The sequence below is a fragment of the Corallococcus sicarius genome, assembly GCF_003611735.1.
Classification (GTDB): Bacteria; Myxococcota; Myxococcia; order Myxococcales; family Myxococcaceae; genus Corallococcus; species Corallococcus sicarius.
The window spans coordinates 1-20,474 of the sequence record NZ_RAWG01000169.1; the positions used below are offsets into that span (position 1 = coordinate 1).

General features: G+C 68.4%; 16 protein-coding genes and 1 pseudogene. 13 read left to right on the top strand and 4 right to left on the bottom strand.

The genetic code is table 11. The features are described from left to right. The coding region (locus D7X12_RS24080; RefSeq protein ID WP_120627619.1) for an SDR family NAD(P)-dependent oxidoreductase at positions 1-311 on the bottom strand (311 nt) is incomplete at its 3' end. A 379-nt stretch (positions 312-690) separates the two neighbouring features. Between D7X12_RS24080 and D7X12_RS24085 the strand changes: the two genes are divergently transcribed. From D7X12_RS24085 to hemH, 6 genes are all read left to right on the top strand, one after another. Then, positions 691-1,026, top strand: coding sequence for an SWIB/MDM2 domain-containing protein (locus D7X12_RS24085; RefSeq protein ID WP_120627620.1), 336 nt, complete (start codon positions 691-693; stop codon positions 1,024-1,026). Positions 1,027-1,207: 181 nt separating this feature from the next. Further along, a complete protein-coding gene (gene treY, locus D7X12_RS24090; RefSeq protein WP_208719255.1) occupies positions 1,208-4,321 on the top strand; it encodes a malto-oligosyltrehalose synthase in 3,114 nt (1,037 codons plus the stop codon). After that, positions 4,318-6,462 carry a glycogen debranching protein GlgX gene (gene glgX / locus D7X12_RS24095; protein WP_120627621.1) on the top strand — a complete coding sequence of 715 codons (2,145 nt, stop codon included), beginning with the start codon at positions 4,318-4,320 and terminating at the stop codon, positions 6,460-6,462. The genes treY and glgX overlap by 4 nt, the downstream gene beginning before the upstream one ends. A gap of 107 nt (positions 6,463-6,569) precedes the next feature. Beyond that, the gene (locus tag D7X12_RS24100) at positions 6,570-7,544 is read left to right on the top strand and encodes a TerC family protein (protein ID WP_120627622.1); all 975 of its coding nucleotides are present in this window, start codon (positions 6,570-6,572) and stop codon (positions 7,542-7,544) included. Between the two features lie 54 nt (positions 7,545-7,598). After that, positions 7,599-7,982 (top strand): Co2+/Mg2+ efflux facilitator ApaG/CorD, encoded by a 384-nt coding sequence (gene apaG / locus D7X12_RS24105; protein ID WP_120627623.1) that lies wholly within the window; start codon positions 7,599-7,601, stop codon positions 7,980-7,982. 29 nt (positions 7,983-8,011) lie between these two features. Continuing rightward, positions 8,012-9,079, top strand: coding sequence for a ferrochelatase (hemH, locus tag D7X12_RS24110; RefSeq protein ID WP_120627624.1), 1,068 nt, complete (start codon positions 8,012-8,014; stop codon positions 9,077-9,079). Here the strand turns inward: hemH and D7X12_RS24115 are convergent. Then, entirely contained in the window at positions 9,054-10,130 is a 1,077-nt protein-coding gene (locus tag D7X12_RS24115) for a hypothetical protein (protein ID WP_120627625.1), read from the bottom strand. The two genes, hemH and D7X12_RS24115, sit on opposite strands and share 26 nt — an antisense overlap. A gap of 332 nt (positions 10,131-10,462) precedes the next feature. Here D7X12_RS24115 and D7X12_RS42530 point away from each other — a divergent pair, with 332 nt between their 5' ends. Next, positions 10,463-11,194, top strand: coding sequence for a hypothetical protein (locus D7X12_RS42530; RefSeq protein ID WP_147443787.1), 732 nt, complete (start codon positions 10,463-10,465; stop codon positions 11,192-11,194). 82 nt (positions 11,195-11,276) lie between these two features. After that, positions 11,277-11,423, top strand: a complete 147-nt coding sequence (locus D7X12_RS43000; RefSeq protein ID WP_158620109.1) for a hypothetical protein — start codon at positions 11,277-11,279, stop codon at positions 11,421-11,423. Positions 11,424-11,497: 74 nt separating this feature from the next. Here the strand turns inward: D7X12_RS43000 and D7X12_RS24125 are convergent. Beyond that, positions 11,498-13,195 (bottom strand): annotated as a pseudogene (locus tag D7X12_RS24125) (DUF6119 family protein). Between the two features lie 194 nt (positions 13,196-13,389). Then, positions 13,390-14,355, bottom strand: a complete 966-nt coding sequence (locus tag D7X12_RS24135) for an L-threonylcarbamoyladenylate synthase (protein ID WP_120627629.1) — start codon at positions 14,353-14,355, stop codon at positions 13,390-13,392. 32 nt (positions 14,356-14,387) lie between these two features. On the opposite strand from D7X12_RS24135, the gene D7X12_RS24140 reads away from it, so the two are divergent. The 5 genes from D7X12_RS24140 to D7X12_RS24160 form a co-directional block, all read left to right on the top strand. Next, positions 14,388-15,806, top strand: coding sequence for a TIGR01777 family oxidoreductase (locus D7X12_RS24140; protein WP_120627630.1), 1,419 nt, complete (start codon positions 14,388-14,390; stop codon positions 15,804-15,806). Between the two features lie 58 nt (positions 15,807-15,864). Beyond that, positions 15,865-16,791 (top strand): ABC transporter ATP-binding protein, encoded by a 927-nt coding sequence (locus D7X12_RS24145; RefSeq protein WP_120627631.1) that lies wholly within the window; start codon positions 15,865-15,867, stop codon positions 16,789-16,791. Next, the gene (locus D7X12_RS24150) at positions 16,788-17,510 is read left to right on the top strand and encodes an ABC transporter permease (RefSeq protein ID WP_120627632.1); all 723 of its coding nucleotides are present in this window, start codon (positions 16,788-16,790) and stop codon (positions 17,508-17,510) included. The genes D7X12_RS24145 and D7X12_RS24150 overlap by 4 nt, the downstream gene beginning before the upstream one ends. Then, positions 17,507-19,378, top strand: coding sequence for a motility-associated ABC transporter substrate-binding family protein (locus tag D7X12_RS24155; protein ID WP_120627635.1), 1,872 nt, complete (start codon positions 17,507-17,509; stop codon positions 19,376-19,378). The genes D7X12_RS24150 and D7X12_RS24155 overlap by 4 nt, the downstream gene beginning before the upstream one ends. Then, positions 19,375-20,474 (top strand): hypothetical protein (locus tag D7X12_RS24160; protein WP_120627633.1); only part of this gene is annotated, 1,100 nt, incomplete at its 3' end. The genes D7X12_RS24155 and D7X12_RS24160, both read left to right, overlap by 4 nt.

Here is a 20,474-nt window from a genome sequence, read left to right on the forward strand (position 1 = left end):
GCGGCCAGGGCCTCGCACAAGAGGCGGGTGCCGCCCGCGTTGACGCGCAGGAACTCGTCCTTCCGGGCCGCGCGGCGGATGCCCGCCAGGTGGAAGACGACGTCCACGCCCTGCACCGCGGCGTCCAGCGAGGCCCGGTCCGTCACGTCCCCCATCACCCGCGTCCAGGGGTGTCCCTGGAGTGCTTTTTCCAGCTCGCGGGTGTCGGTGGTGGGGCGCAACAGGCATGAGACGCGGTCGCCGCGGGCGACCAGCGCACGCGCGAGCCAGGTCCCCAGGAAGCCGCCGGCGCCGGTGATGAGGGCATTCATGGGCGCTGTTTCATCCGAAAAGCCACATCCCGTCCACCGCCGAAATGGGGCCAGCATCCCCGAGGGGACGCGTGCTCGCAGGGCCGGCAATCCGCCTCCGGACGCGTTCGCTGACACAATCCCCGAGGGAAAACGCCCTCCCGGGCCGGTTTCTAGGGCTCCGGACGCATCACGAGGCTTCCACTCCCGAGGGAAGAATGCGCTGCGGGGCCGAGTTCTAGGCTCCGAACCCATCGCTTCGGGCGTTTCCCGAGGGAAAAAGCACGCGATGGGCACTGTTTTTCGAGCTTGGCCGTGCTACTACGCGCCATCGGCTCTAGCTTGAAGACGCAAGCACGCCGTGCAACGTCCCCTTCGGAGGGGAGGAGACACAAGACGAATGGCCGCCAAGAAAGCCGCTGCGAAGAAGACCACTGCCGCTCCCGCCGCCAAGAAGTCCGCCGCGAAGAAGACCGAAGGCGCTCGCAAGCCGAACGCGTCCTTCATGAAGGAGATGACGCCTTCCGCTGCGCTCGCGGAGATCGTCGGTAACAAGCCGCTCCCCCGGACCGAGGTTGTGAAGAAGCTCTGGGCCTACATCAAGAAGAACAACCTCCAGGACGCGAAGAACAAGCGGCAGATCAACGCCGACGACAAGCTGAAGCCCATCTTCGGCGGCAAGAAGAACGTCACCATGTTCGAGATGACCTCGCTGGTGAACAAGCAGCTGAGCTGATTGGCGAAGGGCCCATCGGGGCCGACGCTGGTCTTCCGAAGGACCCCGGGGGCTCGTCACGCATCGCGCGCGACGGGCCCTCAGCTTTTTGCCCACTCCGCTCCCATGGAGCGTTGAAAAGGGGGCGGACAAGCATCTGCGCGCTGGCGGATGCGCCGGCTCAGGCCTACTTGTGGGTCCCATGTTCCAGGACGGGCACGAGGCAGCAGAGCGCACCGCGAAGCAGGCGGACGCGGATGGCATGAACACGACGGTGGAGGGGTTGGCGGAGGGCCTGTTCGCCCAGGTGCGGCGCGAACTGGAGTCGCGGCGCGTCACGCCGCTGTCCACCTACCGGATGCAGCTGCACCAGGACTTCACCTTCCAGCACGCGAAGGCGACGGTGCCGTACCTGGCCCGGCTGGGGGTGAGCGACTTCTATGCCTCCCCCTATCTGAAGGCGACCCCGGGCAGCACCCACGGCTACGACTGCGTGGACCACCAGCGGCTCAACCCGGAGGTGGGCACGCCGGAGGACCACGCGGCCTTCTGCGCCGCGCTGCGCGAGCACGGGATGGGGCAGGTGCTGGACGTGGTGCCCAACCACATGGGCATCGAGCGCGACAACCGGCTGTGGCTGGACGTGCTGGAGAACGGCCCGTCGTCCGTCTACGCCAAGTTCTTCGACATCGACTGGCGGCCGGTGAAGGACGAACTGGCGGACAAGGTGCTGCTGCCCATCCTCGGCGACCAGTACGGCATCGTGCTGGAGCGGGGGGAGTTGAAGCTGTCCTTCGACGCGGGCGCCTTCCACCTGCACTACTACGACCACCGGCTGCCGGTGGCCCCGCGCCAGTACGCGCGCATCCTGCGGCACGGGCTGGAGCGGCTGGAGACGCAGCTGGGCGCGGAGCACCCGCACCTGGTGGAGCTGCTCTCCATCCTCACCGCGCTGGAGCACCTGCCGCCGCGCACGGAGGTGGACCGCGCGAAGGTCATTGAACGGCACCGTGAGAAGGAGGTCATCAAGCGCCGGCTCGCCGCGGCGGTGGCGGACAGCCCGGAGCTGCTGGCATACGTGGAGCAGAACGTCCGGGCGTTCAACGGTACGCCGGGCAACGTGCGCTCGTTCGACATGCTGGACTCGCTCCTCCAGGAGTGCAGCTACCGGCTGGCGCACTGGCGCGTGGCGGGGGAGGAGATCAACTACCGCCGCTTCTTCGACATCAACGGCCTGGCGGCCATCCGCGTGGAGGACCCGGACGTCTTCACGGAGGCCCACCAGCGCATCTTCGAGTGGCTGCGCGAGGGGTGTGTCACCGGGCTGCGCATCGACCATCCGGACGGCCTCTTCGACCCCACCGCCTACTTCCTGGACCTGCAGGAGCGCTTCTTCGTGGAGCGCGCGCGGGCCCGGTTCGAGGCGGACCTGAAGGGGGGGCAGGACACCCGCTGGCCCCAGGTGGAGGCGCTGCTGCGGGGGCTGTGGCGCGCGGAGGTGATGGGCACGCCGGACAGCCCGCTGCGCAAGGCGCTCTTCGTGTCGGTGGAGAAGATTCAAGGCGGCCGTGAGCGCATCCCGGAGGCCTGGGCGGTGCACGGCACCACCGGCTACCGCTTCGCCAACGCGGTGAGCGGCCTGTTCGTGCACCCGGCGGCGGAGGCGCACCTGACGGAGACGTACGAGCGCTTCGCGGGCGCGACGCAGGACTTCGCGGAGCTGGTGTACCAGAAGAAGCTGCTCATCATGCGCGTGTCCATGGCGAGCGAGATCAACGTGCTGTCGCACGAGCTCAACCGCATCTCGGAGATGAACCGGCGCACGCGCGACTTCACGCTCAACAGCCTGCGGCGCGCGCTCATCGAGTTCATCGCGCTGTTCCCCGTCTACCGCACCTACGTGGACGGCTGGCGGGCGGAGCTGGACGCGCGCGATGTGGAATACATCGAGTGGACCATCCAGCGCGCCAAGGAGCGCAACACCAACACCAACGCGTCCATCTTCGACTTCCTGCGCGACATCCTCCTGGGCCGCTACCCGGACCACGTGGGTGACGACGAGAAGGCCGTGATGCTGCGCTTCGCGATGAAGCTGCAGCAGGTGACGGGCCCCGTGATGGCCAAGGGCCTGGAGGACACGGTCTTCTACATCTACAACCGCCTGGTGAGCCTCAACGAGGTGGGCGGCGAGCCGGAGCACTTCGGCATGCGCGCCAGCATCTTCCACCAGCGCAACGAGGAGCGCGTGGCGCACTGGCCGGCGAGCATGCTCACCTCCAGCACCCACGACACCAAGCGCAGCGAGGACGTGCGCGCGCGCATCAACGTCCTCACCGAGCTGCCGGAGGCCTGGCGGGAGCGGGCGCGGGCGTGGGCGGACCTGACGCAGCCGTTCGTCTCACACCTGCCCTCGGGGCCGGCGCCTTCGGCCAACGACACCTACCTCTTCTTCCAGACGGTGGTGGGCGCGTGGCCCATGGGCGAACAGGTCTCCGCCCAGGAGATGGCGGAGTTCCACCGCCGCGTGCGCGAGTACATGGGCAAGGCCATCAAGGAGGCCAAGGTCCGCACCTCGTGGACCAACCCGGACGGCTCCTATGACGACGCGATGGCGCGCTACGTGGACGCGTGCTTCGACCCGAAGACGGGCCGGGCGTTCCTGGACGACGTGCGTGCGTTCAAGCGCCGCATCGAGCGTGCGGGCCAGCACAACGCGCTGGGGCAGCTGCTGCTGAAGCTCGCCTCGCCCGGCGTGGTGGACACGTACCAGGGCTGCGAGCTGTGGGATTTGTCGCTGGTGGATCCGGACAACCGCCGGCCGGTGGACTACGCCCTGCGGGAGAAGCTGCTCACGGCGCTGGACGCCGACGCGGCGAAGGACCGCCAGGCGCTCTGCGCCCGGCTGTCGAAGGACCTGGACGACGGCCAGGTGAAGCTCTTCGTCCTGGCGGAGTCCCTGCGGCTGCGCCAGAAGCACGCGGACCTGTTCCGCAAGGGCGGCTACCTGGCCCTGGAGCTGTCCGGGCCCCGGGCCCCCGCGGCGGTGGGCTTTGCCCGGACGCACGGTGACACGGTGCTGATTGCCTGCGCGCCGCGTTACACCCTGGAGGCGTTGGAGTCCGGGGGGCTTTCAAAGGCGTACGACGGCACGTTCCTGGACCTTCCGGAGGCATATGCGGGCATGATGTTCCGCAACGTCTTCACCGGGAGTCAGGTCCGTCCCCAGCAGGGGCCGGGAGGCGTGGGGTTGGCCCTGGGGCCGCTCTTCGCGGAGTTCCCGGTGGTGTTGCTGGAGATGGAGAGGAGCACTGGATGAGAAGGGCCGAGGTGCTTCCAGGGAGGCCGTTTCCCCTGGGCGCCACGTATGACGGGAACGGCGTGAACTTCGCCGTCTTCAGCGAGCACGCGAAGAAGGTGGAGGTCTGCCTCTTCGACCCCGCCGACCCGAAGAAGGAGACGCGTCGTTTCCCGCTCCTGGAGACGACGAACCACGTCTGGCACGGCTACATGCCCGGCATCCACGCCGGGTGCCTGTACGGCCTGCGCGTCCACGGCCCGTACGAGCCGAAGAAGGGGCTGCGCTTCAACCCCCACAAGCTGCTGGTGGATCCGTACGCGAAGGCGCTGCACGGCAAGGTGGACCCCAAGGCCCCCATCCACGGCTACGTGCACGGGGGCAAGGAGGAGGACCTCGTCATGGACACCCAGGACGACGCCTGGGGCGTGCCCAAGGGCGTCATCCTGGCGGACGGGTTCGACTGGGAGGACGACCGCAAGCCGCAGGTGCCGTGGCACAAGACGATCCTCTACGAGCTGCACGTCAAGGGCTTCACCAAGCTGCACCCGCGCATCCCCGAACACCTGCGCGGCACGTACGCGGGGCTGGCGCACCCGGCCTCCATCGAACACCTGAAGAAGGTGGGCGTGACGTCGGTGGAGCTGCTCCCCATCCACGCGTACATGGACGAGCCGTTCCTCACCCAGCGCGGGCGCGTCAACTACTGGGGCTACAACACGCTGGGCTTCTTCGCTCCGGATGCGCGCTTCAGCGCGTCAGGCTCGCTGGGCGAGCAGGTGGCGGAGTTCAAGGGGATGGTGAAGCTGCTGCACCGCGCGGGCATCGAGGTCATCCTCGACGTGGTCTACAACCACACCTGCGAGGGCAACCACCTGGGCCCCACGCTGTCCTTCAAGGGGCTGGACGCCGGCGCGTACTACCGGCTCAGCGAGAAGGACCCGCGCTACTTCATGGACTTCACCGGGTGCGGCAACTCGTGGAACGCCACGCACCCGTACGCGCTGAAGCTGGTGGCGGACTCGCTGCGCTACTGGGTGGAAGTGATGCACGTGGACGGCTTCCGCTTCGACCTGGCGACGACGCTGGGACGCGACAGGCACGGCTACGACACCCGCGCGGCCTTCTTTCAAATCATGCACCAGGACCCCGTCCTGAGCCGGGCGAAGCTCATCGCGGAGCCCTGGGACGTGGGGGACTACGGCTACCAGGTGGGCAACTTCCCGGTGCTGTGGAGCGAGTGGAACGGCAAGTACCGCGACACCATCCGGCGCTACTGGAAGGGCGATGACCGGCAGGCGGCGGAGATCGGCTCCAGGCTCACGGGCAGCTCCGACCTGTTCGCGCTGTCCGGACGCAAGCCCACCGCGAGCGTGAACTTCGTCACCGCGCACGACGGCTTCACGCTGCACGACCTGGTGACGTACAGCCAGAAGCACAACGAGGCCAACGGCGAGGAGAACCGGGACGGCGCCAATGACAATCACGCCTGGAACTGCGGCGTGGAGGGGGAGACGACGGACCCCAAGGTGAACGCGCTGCGCGAACAGCAGAAGCGCAACTTCCTCGCGTCGCTCTTCCTGTCGCAGGGCGTGCCCATGCTGGTGGCGGGCGACGAGATGGGCCGCACGCAGAAGGGCAACAACAACGCCTACTGCCAGGACAACGAGCTGTCCTGGGTGAACTGGGAGCTGAACGAGAAGCAGCGCCAGCTGCTGGAGTTCACCGCGCGCATCACGAAGCTGCGGCGCGAGCAGCCCGTCCTGTCCAAGCGCCGCTTCTTCCGCGGGGCCCACATCTGGGACAGCGAGCTGAAGGACCTGGCGTGGTTCCGGCCGGACGGCAAGGAGATGAAGCGGGAGGACTGGGAGAAGCCCTATGTGCGCTCCCTGGCCTTCCTGCTGGGCGGGGACGCCATCGCCACGCCGGACGACGAGGGCCACCGCATCGTCGGGGACACGTTGCTGGTGCTGCTCAACGCGCACCACGAGCCCATCACCTTCCTGTTGCCCGCGCTGGAGTGGGGCGCGGACTGGGAGCTGGTGGTGGACACGGCGGCCACGGGCGAGTCGCAGCGCACGCACACGCCCGCGGGCGGCAAGGTGCAGGCGGCGGGGCGCTCCGTGGTGGTGCTGCGGCGGCCGGCGACGGAATGGGAGTAGCCCCGGGGCGCTTCCCGGAGTAGGCAGCGGGCTGGACGCGCGAGGCGGCACCTTCCCCGGGTGCGCCTTTTCGCGCGGCGTCTTCGGACCGGGAACGGGCGCACGTGATGACGGAATCTCTCTGGCCCTGGGTGGGCTTCAACGTCTTCGTCCTGGCGATGCTCGGCCTGGACCTGGGGCTGTTCCACCGCAAGGAGCACGCGGTGTCGCCGAAGGAGGCGACGCTGTGGACGCTGGTGTGGGTGAGCATCAGCCTCGCGTTCTGCGGAGGCGTCTGGCACTACGGCGGCAAGGGGCCGGCGCTGGAGTGGCTGACGGCGTACGTGGTGGAGTACGCGCTGTCGGTCGACAACCTCTTCGTCTTCCTGATGGTGTTCGCCTACTTCCGGGTGGCGCCGCAGCACCAGCACCGGGTGCTCTTCTGGGGCATCCTGGGCGCGTTCGTGATGCGCGCGGTGCTCATCCTCGCGGGCACCGCGTTGGTGGCGAAGTTCCACTGGCTCATCTACGTCTTCGGCGCGTTCCTCGTGTACACGGCCGTGAAGATGCTGACGTCCAAGGACGACGAGGACGTGGACCCGGAGGCGGGCTTCATCGTGAAGATGTCCCGGCGCCTGTTGCCGGTGGCGCGCCAGGGCGACGGCAGCCGCTTCTTCATCACCGAGGACAACCGGCGCAAGGTGACGCCGCTGTTCATCGTGCTGATGGTGGTGGAGGCCACGGACCTGCTCTTCGCGATGGACTCCATCCCCGCGGTGCTGGGCATCAGCAAGGACCCGTTCATCATCTACACGTCCAACGTCTGCGCCATCCTGGGCCTGCGCTCGCTGTTCTTCGTCGTCTCCAGCTTGATGGAGAAGTTCCACCTGCTGAAGATCGCGCTGGGCGTCATCCTGGGCTTCGTGGGCGTGAAGATGCTGATTGAGGGCTATTACAAGATCCCCATCGGCATCTCGCTGGCGATCATCGCCGGGTGCCTGGTGGCGGCCATCCTCGCGTCGCTGGCGTTCCCCAAGCCGCCGGAGCTGGCGCAAGGGGAGAAGCAGCCGGAGCCGCCCGTCCGGGAGCAGGAGCGCGGCTGAAGCAGGCTTGCGTTTCCCTTGCATCGGGCGGGCGTCGCTGCCAAGTCTCCCGCCATGTCCACCGCCACCACTGATGGCATCCGCGTCACCGTGGAGCCGACCTTCTGGCCGGAGCGCAGCACGCCCGAGTCCGGGCAGTTCGCCTTCATGTACAAGGTGGAGATCCTCAACGAAGGCAGCGCCCCCGCGCAGTTGCACGCCCGGCACTGGGTCATCACGGATGCCCAGGGCCACATCGATGAGGTGAAGGGCGAAGGGGTGGTAGGCCGCCAGCCGAAGCTGGGGCCGGGCGAGCGCTTCGAGTACACGAGCTGGGCGATGCTGCGCACGCCCTTCGGCACGATGCGCGGCACCTACGAGATGGTGCGCCCGGATGGCACGCGCTTCGAGGCGCGCATCGCCGAGTTCGCGCTCACGCTGCCGCACGCGCTGCACTGACCTTCCTTGCCGCCGGAGCCTTTGCGCGCATGAGCCTGCCGAGCACGAAGCGGGGACTGCTGCTCATCAACCTGGGGACGCCGGACGCGCCCGAGCCGGGGCCGGTGCGCCGCTACCTGCGCGAGTTCCTCAACGACCCGCGCGTCATCGATATCAATCCAGTCGGGCGCTGGTTCCTGCTCAACCTCTTCATCCTGCCGTTCCGCCCCGCGAAGAGCGCGGAGGCGTACCGCAAGGTGTGGACGAAGGAGGGCTCCCCGCTGCTCGTGTACAGCCGCGCGCTGGAGGCGGCGGTCGCGGAGCGGCTGAAGGGGGACTACGAGGTGGCGCTCGCCATGCGCTACGGCAACCCGTCCCTGCCGGACGTCATCGCGCAGCTCAAGGCGAAGGGCGTGTCGGAGTTCACGGTGCTGCCGCTGTATCCGCACGAGGCCGCGTCGTCCGCGTCGTCGTCGCTGGCGCGCACCTACGAGGTGCTGGCGGAAGGGTGGGACGTGCCCAACGTGCGCGCGGTGCCCGCCTTCTTCGACGACGCGGGCTTCCTGGACGCGTTCGCGGCGGTGGGCCGGCCGGTGATTGCCGAGGCGCGCGCGGACCACGTGCTGTTCAGCTTCCACGGGCTGCCGGAGCGCCACATGCGCAAGAGCGACCCCACGGGGCAGCACTGCCTGGCGTCCGCGGGCTGCTGCGACGTGATGGGGGACGCGAACCGGCACTGCTACCGGGCGCAGTGCTACGCCACGGCGCGGCTTCTGGCCCAGCGGCTGGCGTTGCCGGAGGGCGGCTACACCGTGTCCTTCCAGTCGCGGCTGGGGCGCACGCCGTGGGTGAAGCCCTACACGGACGTGGTGCTGCCGGAGCTGGCGGCGAAGGGCGTGAAGCGGCTGGCGGTGATGTGCCCGGCCTTCGTGGCGGACTGCCTGGAGACGCTGGAAGAGGTGGGCATCCGCGCGCGAGAGCAGTTCGTGGAGGCCGGGGGCGAGTCGCTGACGCTGGTGCCGTCCCTCAACGCCCACCCGGAGTGGGTGGACGCCGTGGTGCGGCTGGTGCGCGCGTCGGACGGGCCGCTGTCTACGGAGCGGGCGGCGTCGCGGTAGGCGTGGGCGCCGCCTGGGGTGCGGGGGCTGCCTGCTGCTGCGCGGCGACGGGCTCGAGGCGGGCCTTGTAGGTGCCCACGGGCAGGTTCACGGCCGGACGGGCCGGGCCCGTCATGGTGCTGGAGAGGGTGCCCTCCCAGGAGCGCCACTGTCCGGCCTTCACCAGGAACTCGCCCCGGCCGGTGACCTTCACGGTGGCGCTCAGCTCGGTGCCTTCGACGGGGGCCGCGGGGGCGGGGGCATCCGCCAGCTCGTCCTTGACGACCGTGGCGGGGCCTCCCTCGGCGCCGGCCATGCGCGGGGCGCGGTTGGCGGTGGTGCGCGAGGGCGTGAGGATGCCGCCGAACTGCTCCAGCAGATCGTACTCGAGCGTGGCCACCTGTTCGCCGTTGTCGCCGGGGGTGACGGAGACGAGCTTCACGCGGTTGTGGCGCTCGCTGCCGCCGGTGGCGCGGCGGAACTGGGTGCCGAGGGCGTCCGGGGCGACCAGCTCCGTGCCCAGCGACCACGTCTCACCCGGGCGCACCGGGTCGCGCGGCAGCTCCAGCACCAGCGTGGCCAGGTTGCGCGCGGGGCCCAGGAGGCCGTCGATGATGAAGCCGCGGTCGCTCACGTTGGCCTCCTCCGACGGGGCGCCCGCGGGCGTCACGCGCAGGAGGCGCTCACCGGAGGTGGTGAGCTCCAGCGCGTAGGTGTAGTCCGACGCGACGGCGGTCGCGGGGGCGGCGGTGGGGGCCGGGGTCTCCTTGGCGCCCTTCTTCTTCTTGTCGGGTTTGGCCGCCTTGGGCGCCGGGGCGGACTCGAAGGCGGGCGCGTTGCGGTCCAACGCGAGCGACAGGCGGAAGGAGACGGGGGCACCCGCGACGAGCTTCCAGCGCAGGAGCACCGCGTCCTTGGGGACGGCGGGCGCGGCGGCGACGGGCGCCGCGGCCTCCTCGGCGGGCGCCGTGGAGCCGGGAGGCCGCGGGATGGGCTCCATCTTCCCGGGGGCTTCCTGCTTGCAGGCTGTGAACGCGAGGGCAACGAGCAGACCGCACAGACTTCGCTTCACGGGGACACTCCTGGTGGACGGTCGCGGGATAGCGGAGCGGGCGACGGTTGTAAAAGGGAGAAGGTACATTGACGCGGCACGCCGGAGCATGGGCCTCCATTGAGGCGCCCTGGCCCCCGCACCCCCATGAGACTGGGCGCTCCGACACCTCGACCGCAAGACCCCCTGGGTGGCAGGGAACCGGGCTTCCGCTGGGGTCCGCGATCTTCTATGTGAAGAGGTCTGCAGGGACTTTGCACGGCCACCTCGCTACTGCGGGCTGATGGGCGTCGTGACTGTTTCGTGTCCCAGCTGGGGGCTTCGTGAGGATTGCTGTCTGCGTCTGTGGATGGGTGCTGATTTTGGTGGTGGGCTGCGCGCCCCGCAGCAAGGGGCCGTCACCTCAGGCACGTCGTGAGGCCATGCAAGATTGGGCGCGGCAGGGCTCGAACTATCGCAGCACGGAAGGCTTCCAGGAAGCTCGCTGGGGGATGGCCCTAGAAGAGGTGCAGGCCCTCTTCCCGGAGGCGAAGCCGCTCAATCGCGGTGCGCTTCATCTGCAGACAACAATTGCCAAAATGCCTGCTGCCGTGAATCTTGGTTTCCTGGGTGGAAGGTTTGTCGCTGTTGATGTCGTCTTTCTAGAGATTGCGGAGATACGTGAGAGCCACCAACTCCTGCGCGATCTGCTCTCTCAAAAGTATGGCCCGCCGGTTCGTGACCGTGACACTGCGGATGAGGCGCAACGACGAGCGGGGAAGTACCGCACTGCTACTGAGGTTGCCATTACGCTCGGACGACCTGGCTTTTCCAACAGTGGTTGGCCGCAGGATGGAGCCAGTCAGGCTCGAGTCGATGTCCGCGTAGAGCATCCGGACGAAGAAGCTCTCCTTCAGGCTCGTGCCGCCCGAAGTGATTTCAAGCTGTGGAGTCGATGGAGGACGACTGAAAGCCACGTGAAACTCACGGGACTGAAATCGCCGAACGCCGCTTCAATCGTTATCGAATACGAAAGTGCCCGGTACGAGTCTGAAATCACAAGAGCCCGTGCGCTGGAGCGCCAGGAAATGGTGAAGGACCTTTAAACCAGAGGTCACGCCCTTGGTCGTCTGGTCTACCGCAGAGGCCGAATCTCCGGCCCCAGCCGCTACCCGCCGATTGAGAATCGTGAACTTCCGTTTAGCGCGGTGGGCGCTGCCCAAGAAGGGCGTGATGTCCATCCAGTACGAGAGCACCCGGTATGCGCCCCGGCGCGCGGGCCTCATCGGCCGGTTCAGCCAGAAGGGCCGTCAGGACTTGGTGAACGAGTTCTGACGAAGATTGGTGGCAGTCTTGACTCTTCGGGGCTGATTGAAGGCCGAACGCTTCGTCGCGCTACGGAAGGGATGTCAGGGTTGAGGCTGAGCGGGCTTTGCACTCCGGCGCTTGGGTGCGTGAGCCGCAGGCGCTGGCGTCTGATCCGGACTCATCGTGACCTTGGTGAGTTCGACATCGAACCGAGTCCGCTGCAACATCCGGATATGCTTCATCAGCATTACCTTGCTGAAGATAGGGAGGAGTTCCAAAAGAGGCTCTGTCCGGTCTGTGCCAATGGCATAGACGAATTTCAGGGTCTTGATGTAGCTGTGGTCCTGCTCAGGCTCCTTCCAATGTTTGGCGATGGTGGATAGGAACTTGTCGCCGTATTCCGTCATGTCGCAGAACAGCTCTGCAGAGACAGTTGCCTGGGAGAAGAGGTGGCTGAGCGTCGCCGAGGCGGAAAGCCTTTTGACGCAAAGAAGCTTTGCAGATGGCCTGTGGAATAGATCGGCGATTTCCACCTTGCTGCGCCCTCGACCAGCTCCGAATGAGAAGAGTTTCTTGTCGAGAAGGAGAAAGTCTTGGTCACTGCTGCAGGCCAAGTTGTAATCTCCCTCGTCATGAACCCATTTCCCCTTGCTGTTCTTCGTTTTTAGCCAGGGTTTCAGGACTGGGTCTTTGCAGAACTTGACTTGTAGAGCCAGATCGCGGTTCAGCGTGTCAATGTAGTCACCGTCTATCTCGTACCAGCGCCTGTTGCTGAGGATGTATTTCCTGTTGTTCAGCTCAGTCTCAAAAGTCAGGTAGGCGTAAAGTGGTTCAGAGGAAGTGCATCTTGATTCTTTGGCCAGATCGTCAAACCCGACGATTTTGATTTTCTTGAGATCGTCAAGCGCCAGCGTTTCGCTTCCTATGTAATTGTAGATGCTGTCGAGCGAGACTTGGTCGTGGACGACTGCGCCTCCTTTTCCTGAAATCAGATAGCTGACGCATTTTTCGTACTCGATCTGATCCGGATAGGCGACGGAGAGCTGGGTCGTGTTCTTGCGTTTGTTCAGTGCATCAAGTACCTGCTCGTCTAGCTGATTCTTGATGCGGGTGTTCTTCTCTATTTTGATGTGGTCGATGAAGGAGAACGACTCCTTGTATTGGGTGCCTCGAAATCTTTTGAAGAGAGCTGTGCATTTGGCCGGCAGTTCTTCGAAGTCCAGGGTCGCATTCAGGCTGAGGCTGTCAGAGCCTCCAATTCTGGTGCCGAGGCTGTCGTCAATGCACGTGCCAGAAATGATGTGGAGGATCTCGCTGTCGAACTCAAATCAAAACTCGCCGAGCTTGGTCTCAAGATTCGAGGCCTCTCTCTTCTGGAGTGTCTGGATTCCGATCTTCTTCGAGTCAACCGTCCTGAGCTTCAACGGGTCGACCGAGTTGAGCGTCGTGATAAGGCCGAAGTTGAGTTCGACGTTGTCCTTGTTGATGACGTGATGCCCAAAGCCCGCTGACATGCCGAAATACCGAAGCCCTTCATCTGTTTTGACCTTCAATAGGATCAGGGCTGAAGCTGTGTGGTTGCTGAGATGCTCATCTTCGTCCTTGGCAATGTAGTTCTTGATGAAGGGGAGCCACTTGGGCGGCTGGGGTTCGGTCTTGACGAGGTAGATTTCGTGTTCTGCGTCCGGTAGCTTTTTTTTGGATTTAGTTGGCAGGAATCGGCGATTCCGAGCCGGTTCGCGCAGGCACTGCTCGAAGGACTTGGTCTCTGCGTTGAAGAGGGTGATGTTGAGCTTCATCTGAGAACGCTCCGAGGTCGCTTGCTCGACTCTTGGGGTTGTCAGACAAGAATCCGGTGGAGCCTTACAGACGGCTATCCCCCATGGGGGGTATGGCGCGCGGCTGTGTGACCGGAGTATTCAAAGGGGCCGGCCGCTGAATCACCCCGGCATTGCATGTGGCGATAGTGTTTGTTTGGAGCGTTCGCGGGCACTCAGCCCTCCCGGGGCGCCGCCGCGCGCGACAGCCGGTCCCGCACGGCGATGCCCAATCCGCTCGCGGCGGGCAGACAGGCCACGAGCACGTCGTGGCCCTGTTCATCCGCTTCACGCAGCCGGGCGTACAGGACGCGCGCGGCCTCCGCCGGTTCTCCCGGCACGTCGAAGCGCTGCACGTCCGAAGGCAGTGACAGCGACGCGGGGCCGAGCACGCCCACGCGCAGGCCCCGGGCCCGCAGCGCCGTCACCTGCTGGAGCGCTTCGGAAGGCTCCGCCAGCACCACGCCCGCTCGCGGCGCGTAGTGGGACGCGAGCGAACCAGACACGCGCACCGTGGTGGACGCGCGCACCGGCACCGTCCTTCCCAGCACCCGTTCCACCTCCTCCGTCGCCAGGCCTCCCGGCCTCAGGATGGCCGGAGCCCCTGAAGACAGGTCCACGATGGTCGACTCCACGCCCACCGTGGACGGCCCTCCGTCCAGTACCAGGTCCACGTCGCCGCCCAGGTCCTGACGGACGTGCTCCGCCGTCGTCGGACTCACCCGGCCGAAGCGGTTGGCGCTCGGCGCGGCCACGCCTCCGCCCAGCCTGCGCAGCACCTCCAGCGCCACCGGATGCCCGGGGACTCGCAGCGCCACGGTGTCCTGGCCTCCCGTCACCGCGTCCGTGGCCCTCGCCGTGCGTGGCAGCACCAGCGTCAGGGGCCCCGGCCAGAAGGCCCGCGCGAGTGCCTGCGCTTCGTCCGGGACGGTGCGGGCCCACTCGGGCAGGTGCTCCGCGCCGGGGATGTGGACGATGAGCGGGTGGGTCGCGGGCCGGCCCTTGATGGCGAACACCCGCCTCACCGCGAGCTCGTCCTCGGCGTTGGCCGCGAGGCCGTACACCGTCTCTGTTGGCAGGGCGATGACACCGCCGCGTCGCAGCAATTCGACTGCACGGGCGAGGAGGTCCGGATTAAGCATGCGCGGGCCGCAATGTCCCCCCAGGAGAAACCATGGGCAAGTCGCACGTCTTCGCCGCGCGCAGCCAGATGCCAGTCCCCGCCGCGGACCTCTTCTCCTGGCATGCCCGCGAGGGGGCCCTCGAACGGCTGACGCCCCCCTGGGACTCCGTCCAGGTCCTCGAACGCACCGGCGACGGCATCCACGTGGGCGCCCGCGTCACCCTGGAGCTGCGCATGGGGCCCCTCCCGCAGCGCCTCGTGTCCGAGCACACCGGCTACGTCGAGGGCTCCAGCTTCGAGGACACCCAGCGCGAGGGCCCCTTCGCCACCTGGGTCCACGCCCATCGCATGCACCCGGGCTCCCCCCCGGAGGCCTCGGTCCTCGAGGACGAGGTGGCGTACACGCTGCCCCTGGGCGCGGTCGGTGACACGTTCGGCGGGGGCTACCTGCGCCGGCGGCTGGAGCGCATCTTCGGGTACCGCCACACGCTCACGCGCGAGGACCTGCGCCGCCATGCCGCGTACGCGAGCCAGGGCCCCCTGAGCGTCGCCATCAGTGGCGCCAGCGGCATGGTGGGCCAGGCGCTGGTGCCCTTCCTCACCACCGGCGGCCATCGCGTGAAGCGCCTGGTGCGCGGCCGCGCGAACGCCGCGAGGGGGGACGTGGCGTGGTCCCCCGACCAGGGACACATCGACTCCGCGGCGCTGGAGGGCGTGGACGCGGTGGTGCACCTGTCGGGCGCCAACGTCGCCGCGCAGCGCTGGACGCCGGCCTACCAGGAGGAGATCCGCAAGAGCCGCACGGAGACGACCCGCGTGCTGTGCGAGGCGCTGGCCCGTCTGAGGCAGAAGCCCCAGGTGCTCGTGAGCGCCTCCGCCATCGGCATCTACGGAGACCGCGGCGAGGAGTCGCTCACCGAGTCCTCGACGTCCGGCGAGGGCTTCCTCGCCCAGGTCACCCGCGAGTGGGAGGCCGCCACCGCGCCCGCCGAGGCCGCGGGCATCCGCGTGGTCCACCTGCGCATCGGCGTGGTGATGGATCCGCGCGGCGGGGCGCTCGCGAAGCTGCTGCCGGTGTACCAGTCCGGCATCGGCGGGCCGCTCGGGACGGGCCAGAAGTGGTTCAGCTGGGTCTCGCTGGAGGACATCGTGGGCCTCGTGCGCTTCGCCATCGCGAACCCGGCCGTGCGCGGCCCGGTGAATGCCGTGGCGCCCGGAGCGGTGCGGCAGGGGGACATGGCCCGGACGCTGGGCCGCGTGCTCCACCGCCCCGCCTTCTTCCCGACGCCTCCCAGCCTCGTCCGCGCGGCGTTCGGGCAGATGGGCGAGGAGACCGTCCTGTCCGGGGCCCGGGTGCTGCCCGCCGCCGCGCAGGCCCACGGCTACACCTTCCTGCACCCGGACCTGGAGGGCGCGTTGCGCTTCTGCCTGGGCCGGAGCGCCGGGGGCGCGGAGTTCCGCCACACTTGACACTCCCCGTGCGGGGGGACAGAAGAACGCCGCTTCCCCCTCGCTTCGAGGAGTCCTGATGATCCAGGTCGAAGGGCTGACGAAGTACTACGGCGAGCACGCGGCCATCCGGGACCTGGCCTTCACCATCGGCCAGGGTGAGGTCATCGGCTTCCTGGGCCTCAACGGCGCCGGCAAGTCGACGACGCTCAAGATTCTCGGGTGCGTGCTGCTGCCCACCTCGGGCCGCGTCGTCATCGACGGGCACGACGTCGTGAACCAGTCCCACGAGGTGCGCCAGCGCATCGGCTACCTGCCGGACGTGCCGCCCGTCTACGAGGAGATGACGGTGGGCGAATACCTGGCCTACGTCGCCCGGCTGCGCGACGTGCCCGCGAAGGCCACCCCTTCGCACGTGGGCGAGGCCGAGGAGAAGACGGGCCTGCGCGACGTGCACGGCGAGGTCATCTCCACGCTCAGCCACGGCTACCGCCAGCGCGTGGGGCTGGCGCAGGCCCTGGTGCACCGGCCCGCGCTGCTCATCCTGGATGAGCCCACCAGCGGGTTGGATCCGCTTCAAATCGTCGAGATGCGCGACGTCATCCGCGGCCTCAAGGGCGCGCACACGGTGCTCGTGTCCAGCCACATCCTCCCGGAGATTTCGCAGACGTGTGACCGGCTGCTCATCATCCACAAGGGCGCGTTGCTGGCGCAGGGCAGCGAGGAGGAGCTGTCGCGCAGCCTGGGCGGCCCGTCCATCGTGCTGGAGGTGCGGGGCTCGCGGACGCGCGCACTCGAAGCGCTCCAGGGCTTCGGCGCGGTGGAGGTGCGGGCAGGGGAGGGGGACGTGCTGGGCTTGAAGCTGGCCGCGTCGCCGGACCTGCGGCCCCAGGTCGCGCGGGCGGTGGTGGGCGCGGGGCTGGAGTTGCTGCGGCTGGACGCGAGCGAGGGGCAGCTGGAAGCGCTCTTCCTGCGCCTGACGCAGGGGCAGGAGGTGCGCGCGTGAAGGCGCTCCTGATTGCCCGTCGCGAGCTGGCCGGCTACCTGCGCACGCTCAGCGGCTACGTCATCCTCGCGGTCATCCTCGCGGTGAACGGGCTGTTCTTCAACGCGTACGCGCTGGGCGGTGCGAGCAAGCGCTCCGCGGAGGTGCTGTCCGGCTTCTTCTACTACTCCAGCGGCTTCACCATCGTGGCGGCCATCCTCGTGTCCATGCGGCTGCTCGCGGAGGAGCGCCAGACGGGCACGCTGCCGCTGCTCTACGCGTCGCCCGTGAGGGACCGGGACATCGTGCTGGGCAAGTTCCTGGCGGGGCTCGCGTTCCTCGCGCTGTACCTGCTGTGCACGCTCTACATGCCGCTCTTGGTGCTGGTGAACGGCAAGGTGTCCTTCGGGCACGTGGCGGCGGGCTACCTGGGGCTGCTGCTCTTGGGCAGCGCGTCGCTGGCGGTGGGCACGTTCGGCTCGTCGCTGTCGAAGAACCAGCTGCTCGCGGCCATCTTCTCCGCGGTGATGCTGGTGGCGCTCATCCTGTGCTGGTTGCTGGCGCGCATCACCGAGCAGCCGCTGTCGGAGGTCTTCAGCGCGATGTCGCTGTGGAACCAGCACTTCCCCCCGTTCCAGGCAGGGCTCATCCACGTGCGGGACGTCGTCTACTACCTGGTCGTCACCTACGTGGCGCTGTTCGCGGCGACACGGGTGCTGGAAGCGCGGAGGTGGCGATGAGCACGCCGGCTTCTTTCGGTACCGGGCTGGTCGCGACGGTGGCCTTCGTCTCGGGGCTGGTCGCGGTCTTCATCGCCGAGCGCGTGCTGGGCGCGGGCTCCGGTCGCGTGGCGCTGGCCGCGCTGGGCACCGCCGTGGCCGTGGGCGCGACGGGGTGGCGCGTGGTGCGGCTGCTCGCGGCGCCTCCCGCGCGGCGCACGCTGGAGCGGTGGGTGCTCATGCTCTACGGCGTGGGGCTCGTGGCGCTGGTGCTGTACTTCGTCCAGGGGGACGTGGGGACGGCGCTCCTGGGTGCGCCCCTGTCGCGCTCTGCGCCGAAGCTGGCGGTGGTGCTGGCGGTGCTGTTCCCGGCGCTGCTCGTGTGCGCGCTCGTGCCGCTGGCGATGGTGGAGGCCGCGCTCGTGGCGATGGCGCGGGCCCCGGTGCCGGAGACGGGCCGGGTGCGCAGCGCGCTGTTCTCCGGACTGGGCATGGCCTTCGTGGGCGTGTTCGCGTTCGCGGCGGTGTACGTGGCCACGCAGGCGGATGCCACCTGGGACCTGTCCTACTTCCGGACCGCGCGGCCGGGCGATGCCACGCGCAAGCTGGTGCGCGGCCTCAACGAGCCGCTGCAGGTGACGCTGTTCTTCCCGCCCGCCAACGAGGTGGGGGAAGCGGTGCGGCAGTACTTCCGCGACCTCGCGCCGGAGAGTCCGCAGCTCACGGTGGATGCGTTGGATCAGGCGGTGGAGCCTGTGCGGGGCAAGGCCCTGGGCGTCAGCAACAACGGCGCCGTGGTGCTGTCGCGGGGCGAGCGCCGCGAGGTGCTGAACCTGGGCATGGATGTGGAGCGTGCTCGCGGGCAGCTCCAGCGGCTGGACGCGGAGGTGCAGCGGCGGTTGCTGGCGGTGGCGAAGCCCCAGCGCGTCGTCTACCTCACGGGCGGTCATGGGGAGCGCGCGGACATGCGGCCGGTTCCGGGTGAGGCGGCCCGTCCTTCGGTGGCGCAGTTCAAGGAGCTGCTGCGCGGGCAGAACGTGGACGTGCGCACGCTCACGGTGGCGGAAGGGCTGGGCACGGAGGTGCCTCGCGACGCGGCGATGGTGGTGGTGATGGGGCCCACGCGCGAGCTTCCTGCGGAGGAGGTCACCGCGCTGCGTGAGTACTGGGAGCAGGGGGGCCGGCTGTGGATCGCGGTGGAGCCGGAGGGCGCTGCGCTGGAGTCGCTGCTCAAGCCGCTGGGGCTCCGGTCGCTGCGCATCCCGCTGGCGAATGACCGCGTGTACTTCCGCACCACGCGTCAGCAGAGTGACAGAGGCAACCTGGGCACGGCGAGCTTCTCTTCGCACCCGTCCGTCACGTCACTGTCCGCGCTGGGGTCGCAGGCGGCGGTGGCGTTCATGGGCGCGGTGGCGCTGGAGCTGGTGTCTCCGCCGGTTCCGGGCGTGATGCTGGACACGGGGGTGCGTGCGCACGGAGAGACGTTCGCGGACGCCAACGGTGACTTCGAGCCCGAGTCCGGGGAGGTCACGAAGGCGTGGCCGCTGGTGGTGTCGGTGGAGCGGCCGGCGGCGGAAGGCAGGCCTGCGCCGCGCGCGGTGGTGATGGCGGACGCGGATGCGCTGGGGGACGGCATCCTGGGCAACGTGGGCAATGCCTACCTCGCGGTGGACACGCTGCGCTGGCTCTCCGGAGAGGAGGCGCTGTCGGGGGCGACGACGAGCGAGGAGGACGTGCCGTTGCAGCACACGCGCTCGCAGGACGTCGTGTGGTTCTACGCGACGGTCTTCCTGGCGCCGCTGGTGGTGTTGGCGGTGGGCTTCTTCGTGACGCGGCGGCGCGGGCGGCGCGCGGCCCGGAGCACCGCGGTGGTGGGAGGTGCGCGATGAAGGCGCGCGACGTGGCCGTGCAGGGAGTGCTGGCGGGCGTGGCCCTCGTGGCCGCGTTCTTCGTGTGGCAGCGAGAGCCGTCCCGTGCGCCGGGCGAGGTGACGGTGGAGGACGCGCAGGTGCGCTCGCTCGAGCGCATCCGCTACGAGGACGAGACGCGCTTCGTGGAGCTGTTCCGTGACGCGCAGGACCGGGAAGCCATCTGGGTGGTGCTGGGCAACAAGCCCGCGAAGCCGAACGCTGGACCCGTGGCCACGGACGCGGGTGTGCTGAGCGGGGATGCAGGGGCTGTTGCCCGTGCAGCGTCCGACGCGGGTCCTTCCGGCAGTGGGACACGCGATGCAGGAGCGGTCGCAAGCGCCGCTTCCGATGCAGGCCCCCGTGGCCGTACTTCCGATGCGACAGGAGTCGCGAGCGCCGCCCCCGATGCAGGGCCCCGTGGTCGTCCTTCTGATGCGGCAGCCATCGCGAGCGCCGCCTCCGACGCAGGTCCCCGCGTCCGTCCCTCCGATGCCGCAGCCGCATCCGACGCGGGCACGCCTGCCATCGCAGGCACACCTGCCCCGGTGCCACCGCCCCGCGAGCTGCGCGGCAACGACGTGGCGCAGAAGCTGTTCGCACGCTTCGCCCCGCTGCGCGCGCAGCGAGAGCTGGGCGTCCTGGAGGCCCAGAAGCTGGAGGAGCTCGGCCTCGCCAGGACAGGGCGGCTGCTGACGCTCACGCTGGACGGCGCCCAGAAGGTCTTCCGCCTCGCGGCACCCGCTTCAGGCTGGGGCCCGCCCTACCTCCAGCGTGTCGCCGACGGCCAGGTCTTCCTCCTGGGGCCCTCGCTGTTGCCGGACCTGGAGGCCGCCGCCAGCCGGCTCGTGGACCGACGGATGCACACCTTCGACGTGGATGGCTTTGATCGCGTCGTCATCACCTCCGGCGCCACGTCCCGCGCCTTCGTGGCCAGCGGCAAGCCCCCGGGCGCCGTGCAGCTCGCGCCCGTCGAAACCCCCACGGCCCCGGACGACTTCGCCCGCAACTGGCACGACCGCGTGTGGCGCCTCACGCCGGTAGAACTCCTCGGCCGGGGCGAATCCCCACCCGGGCC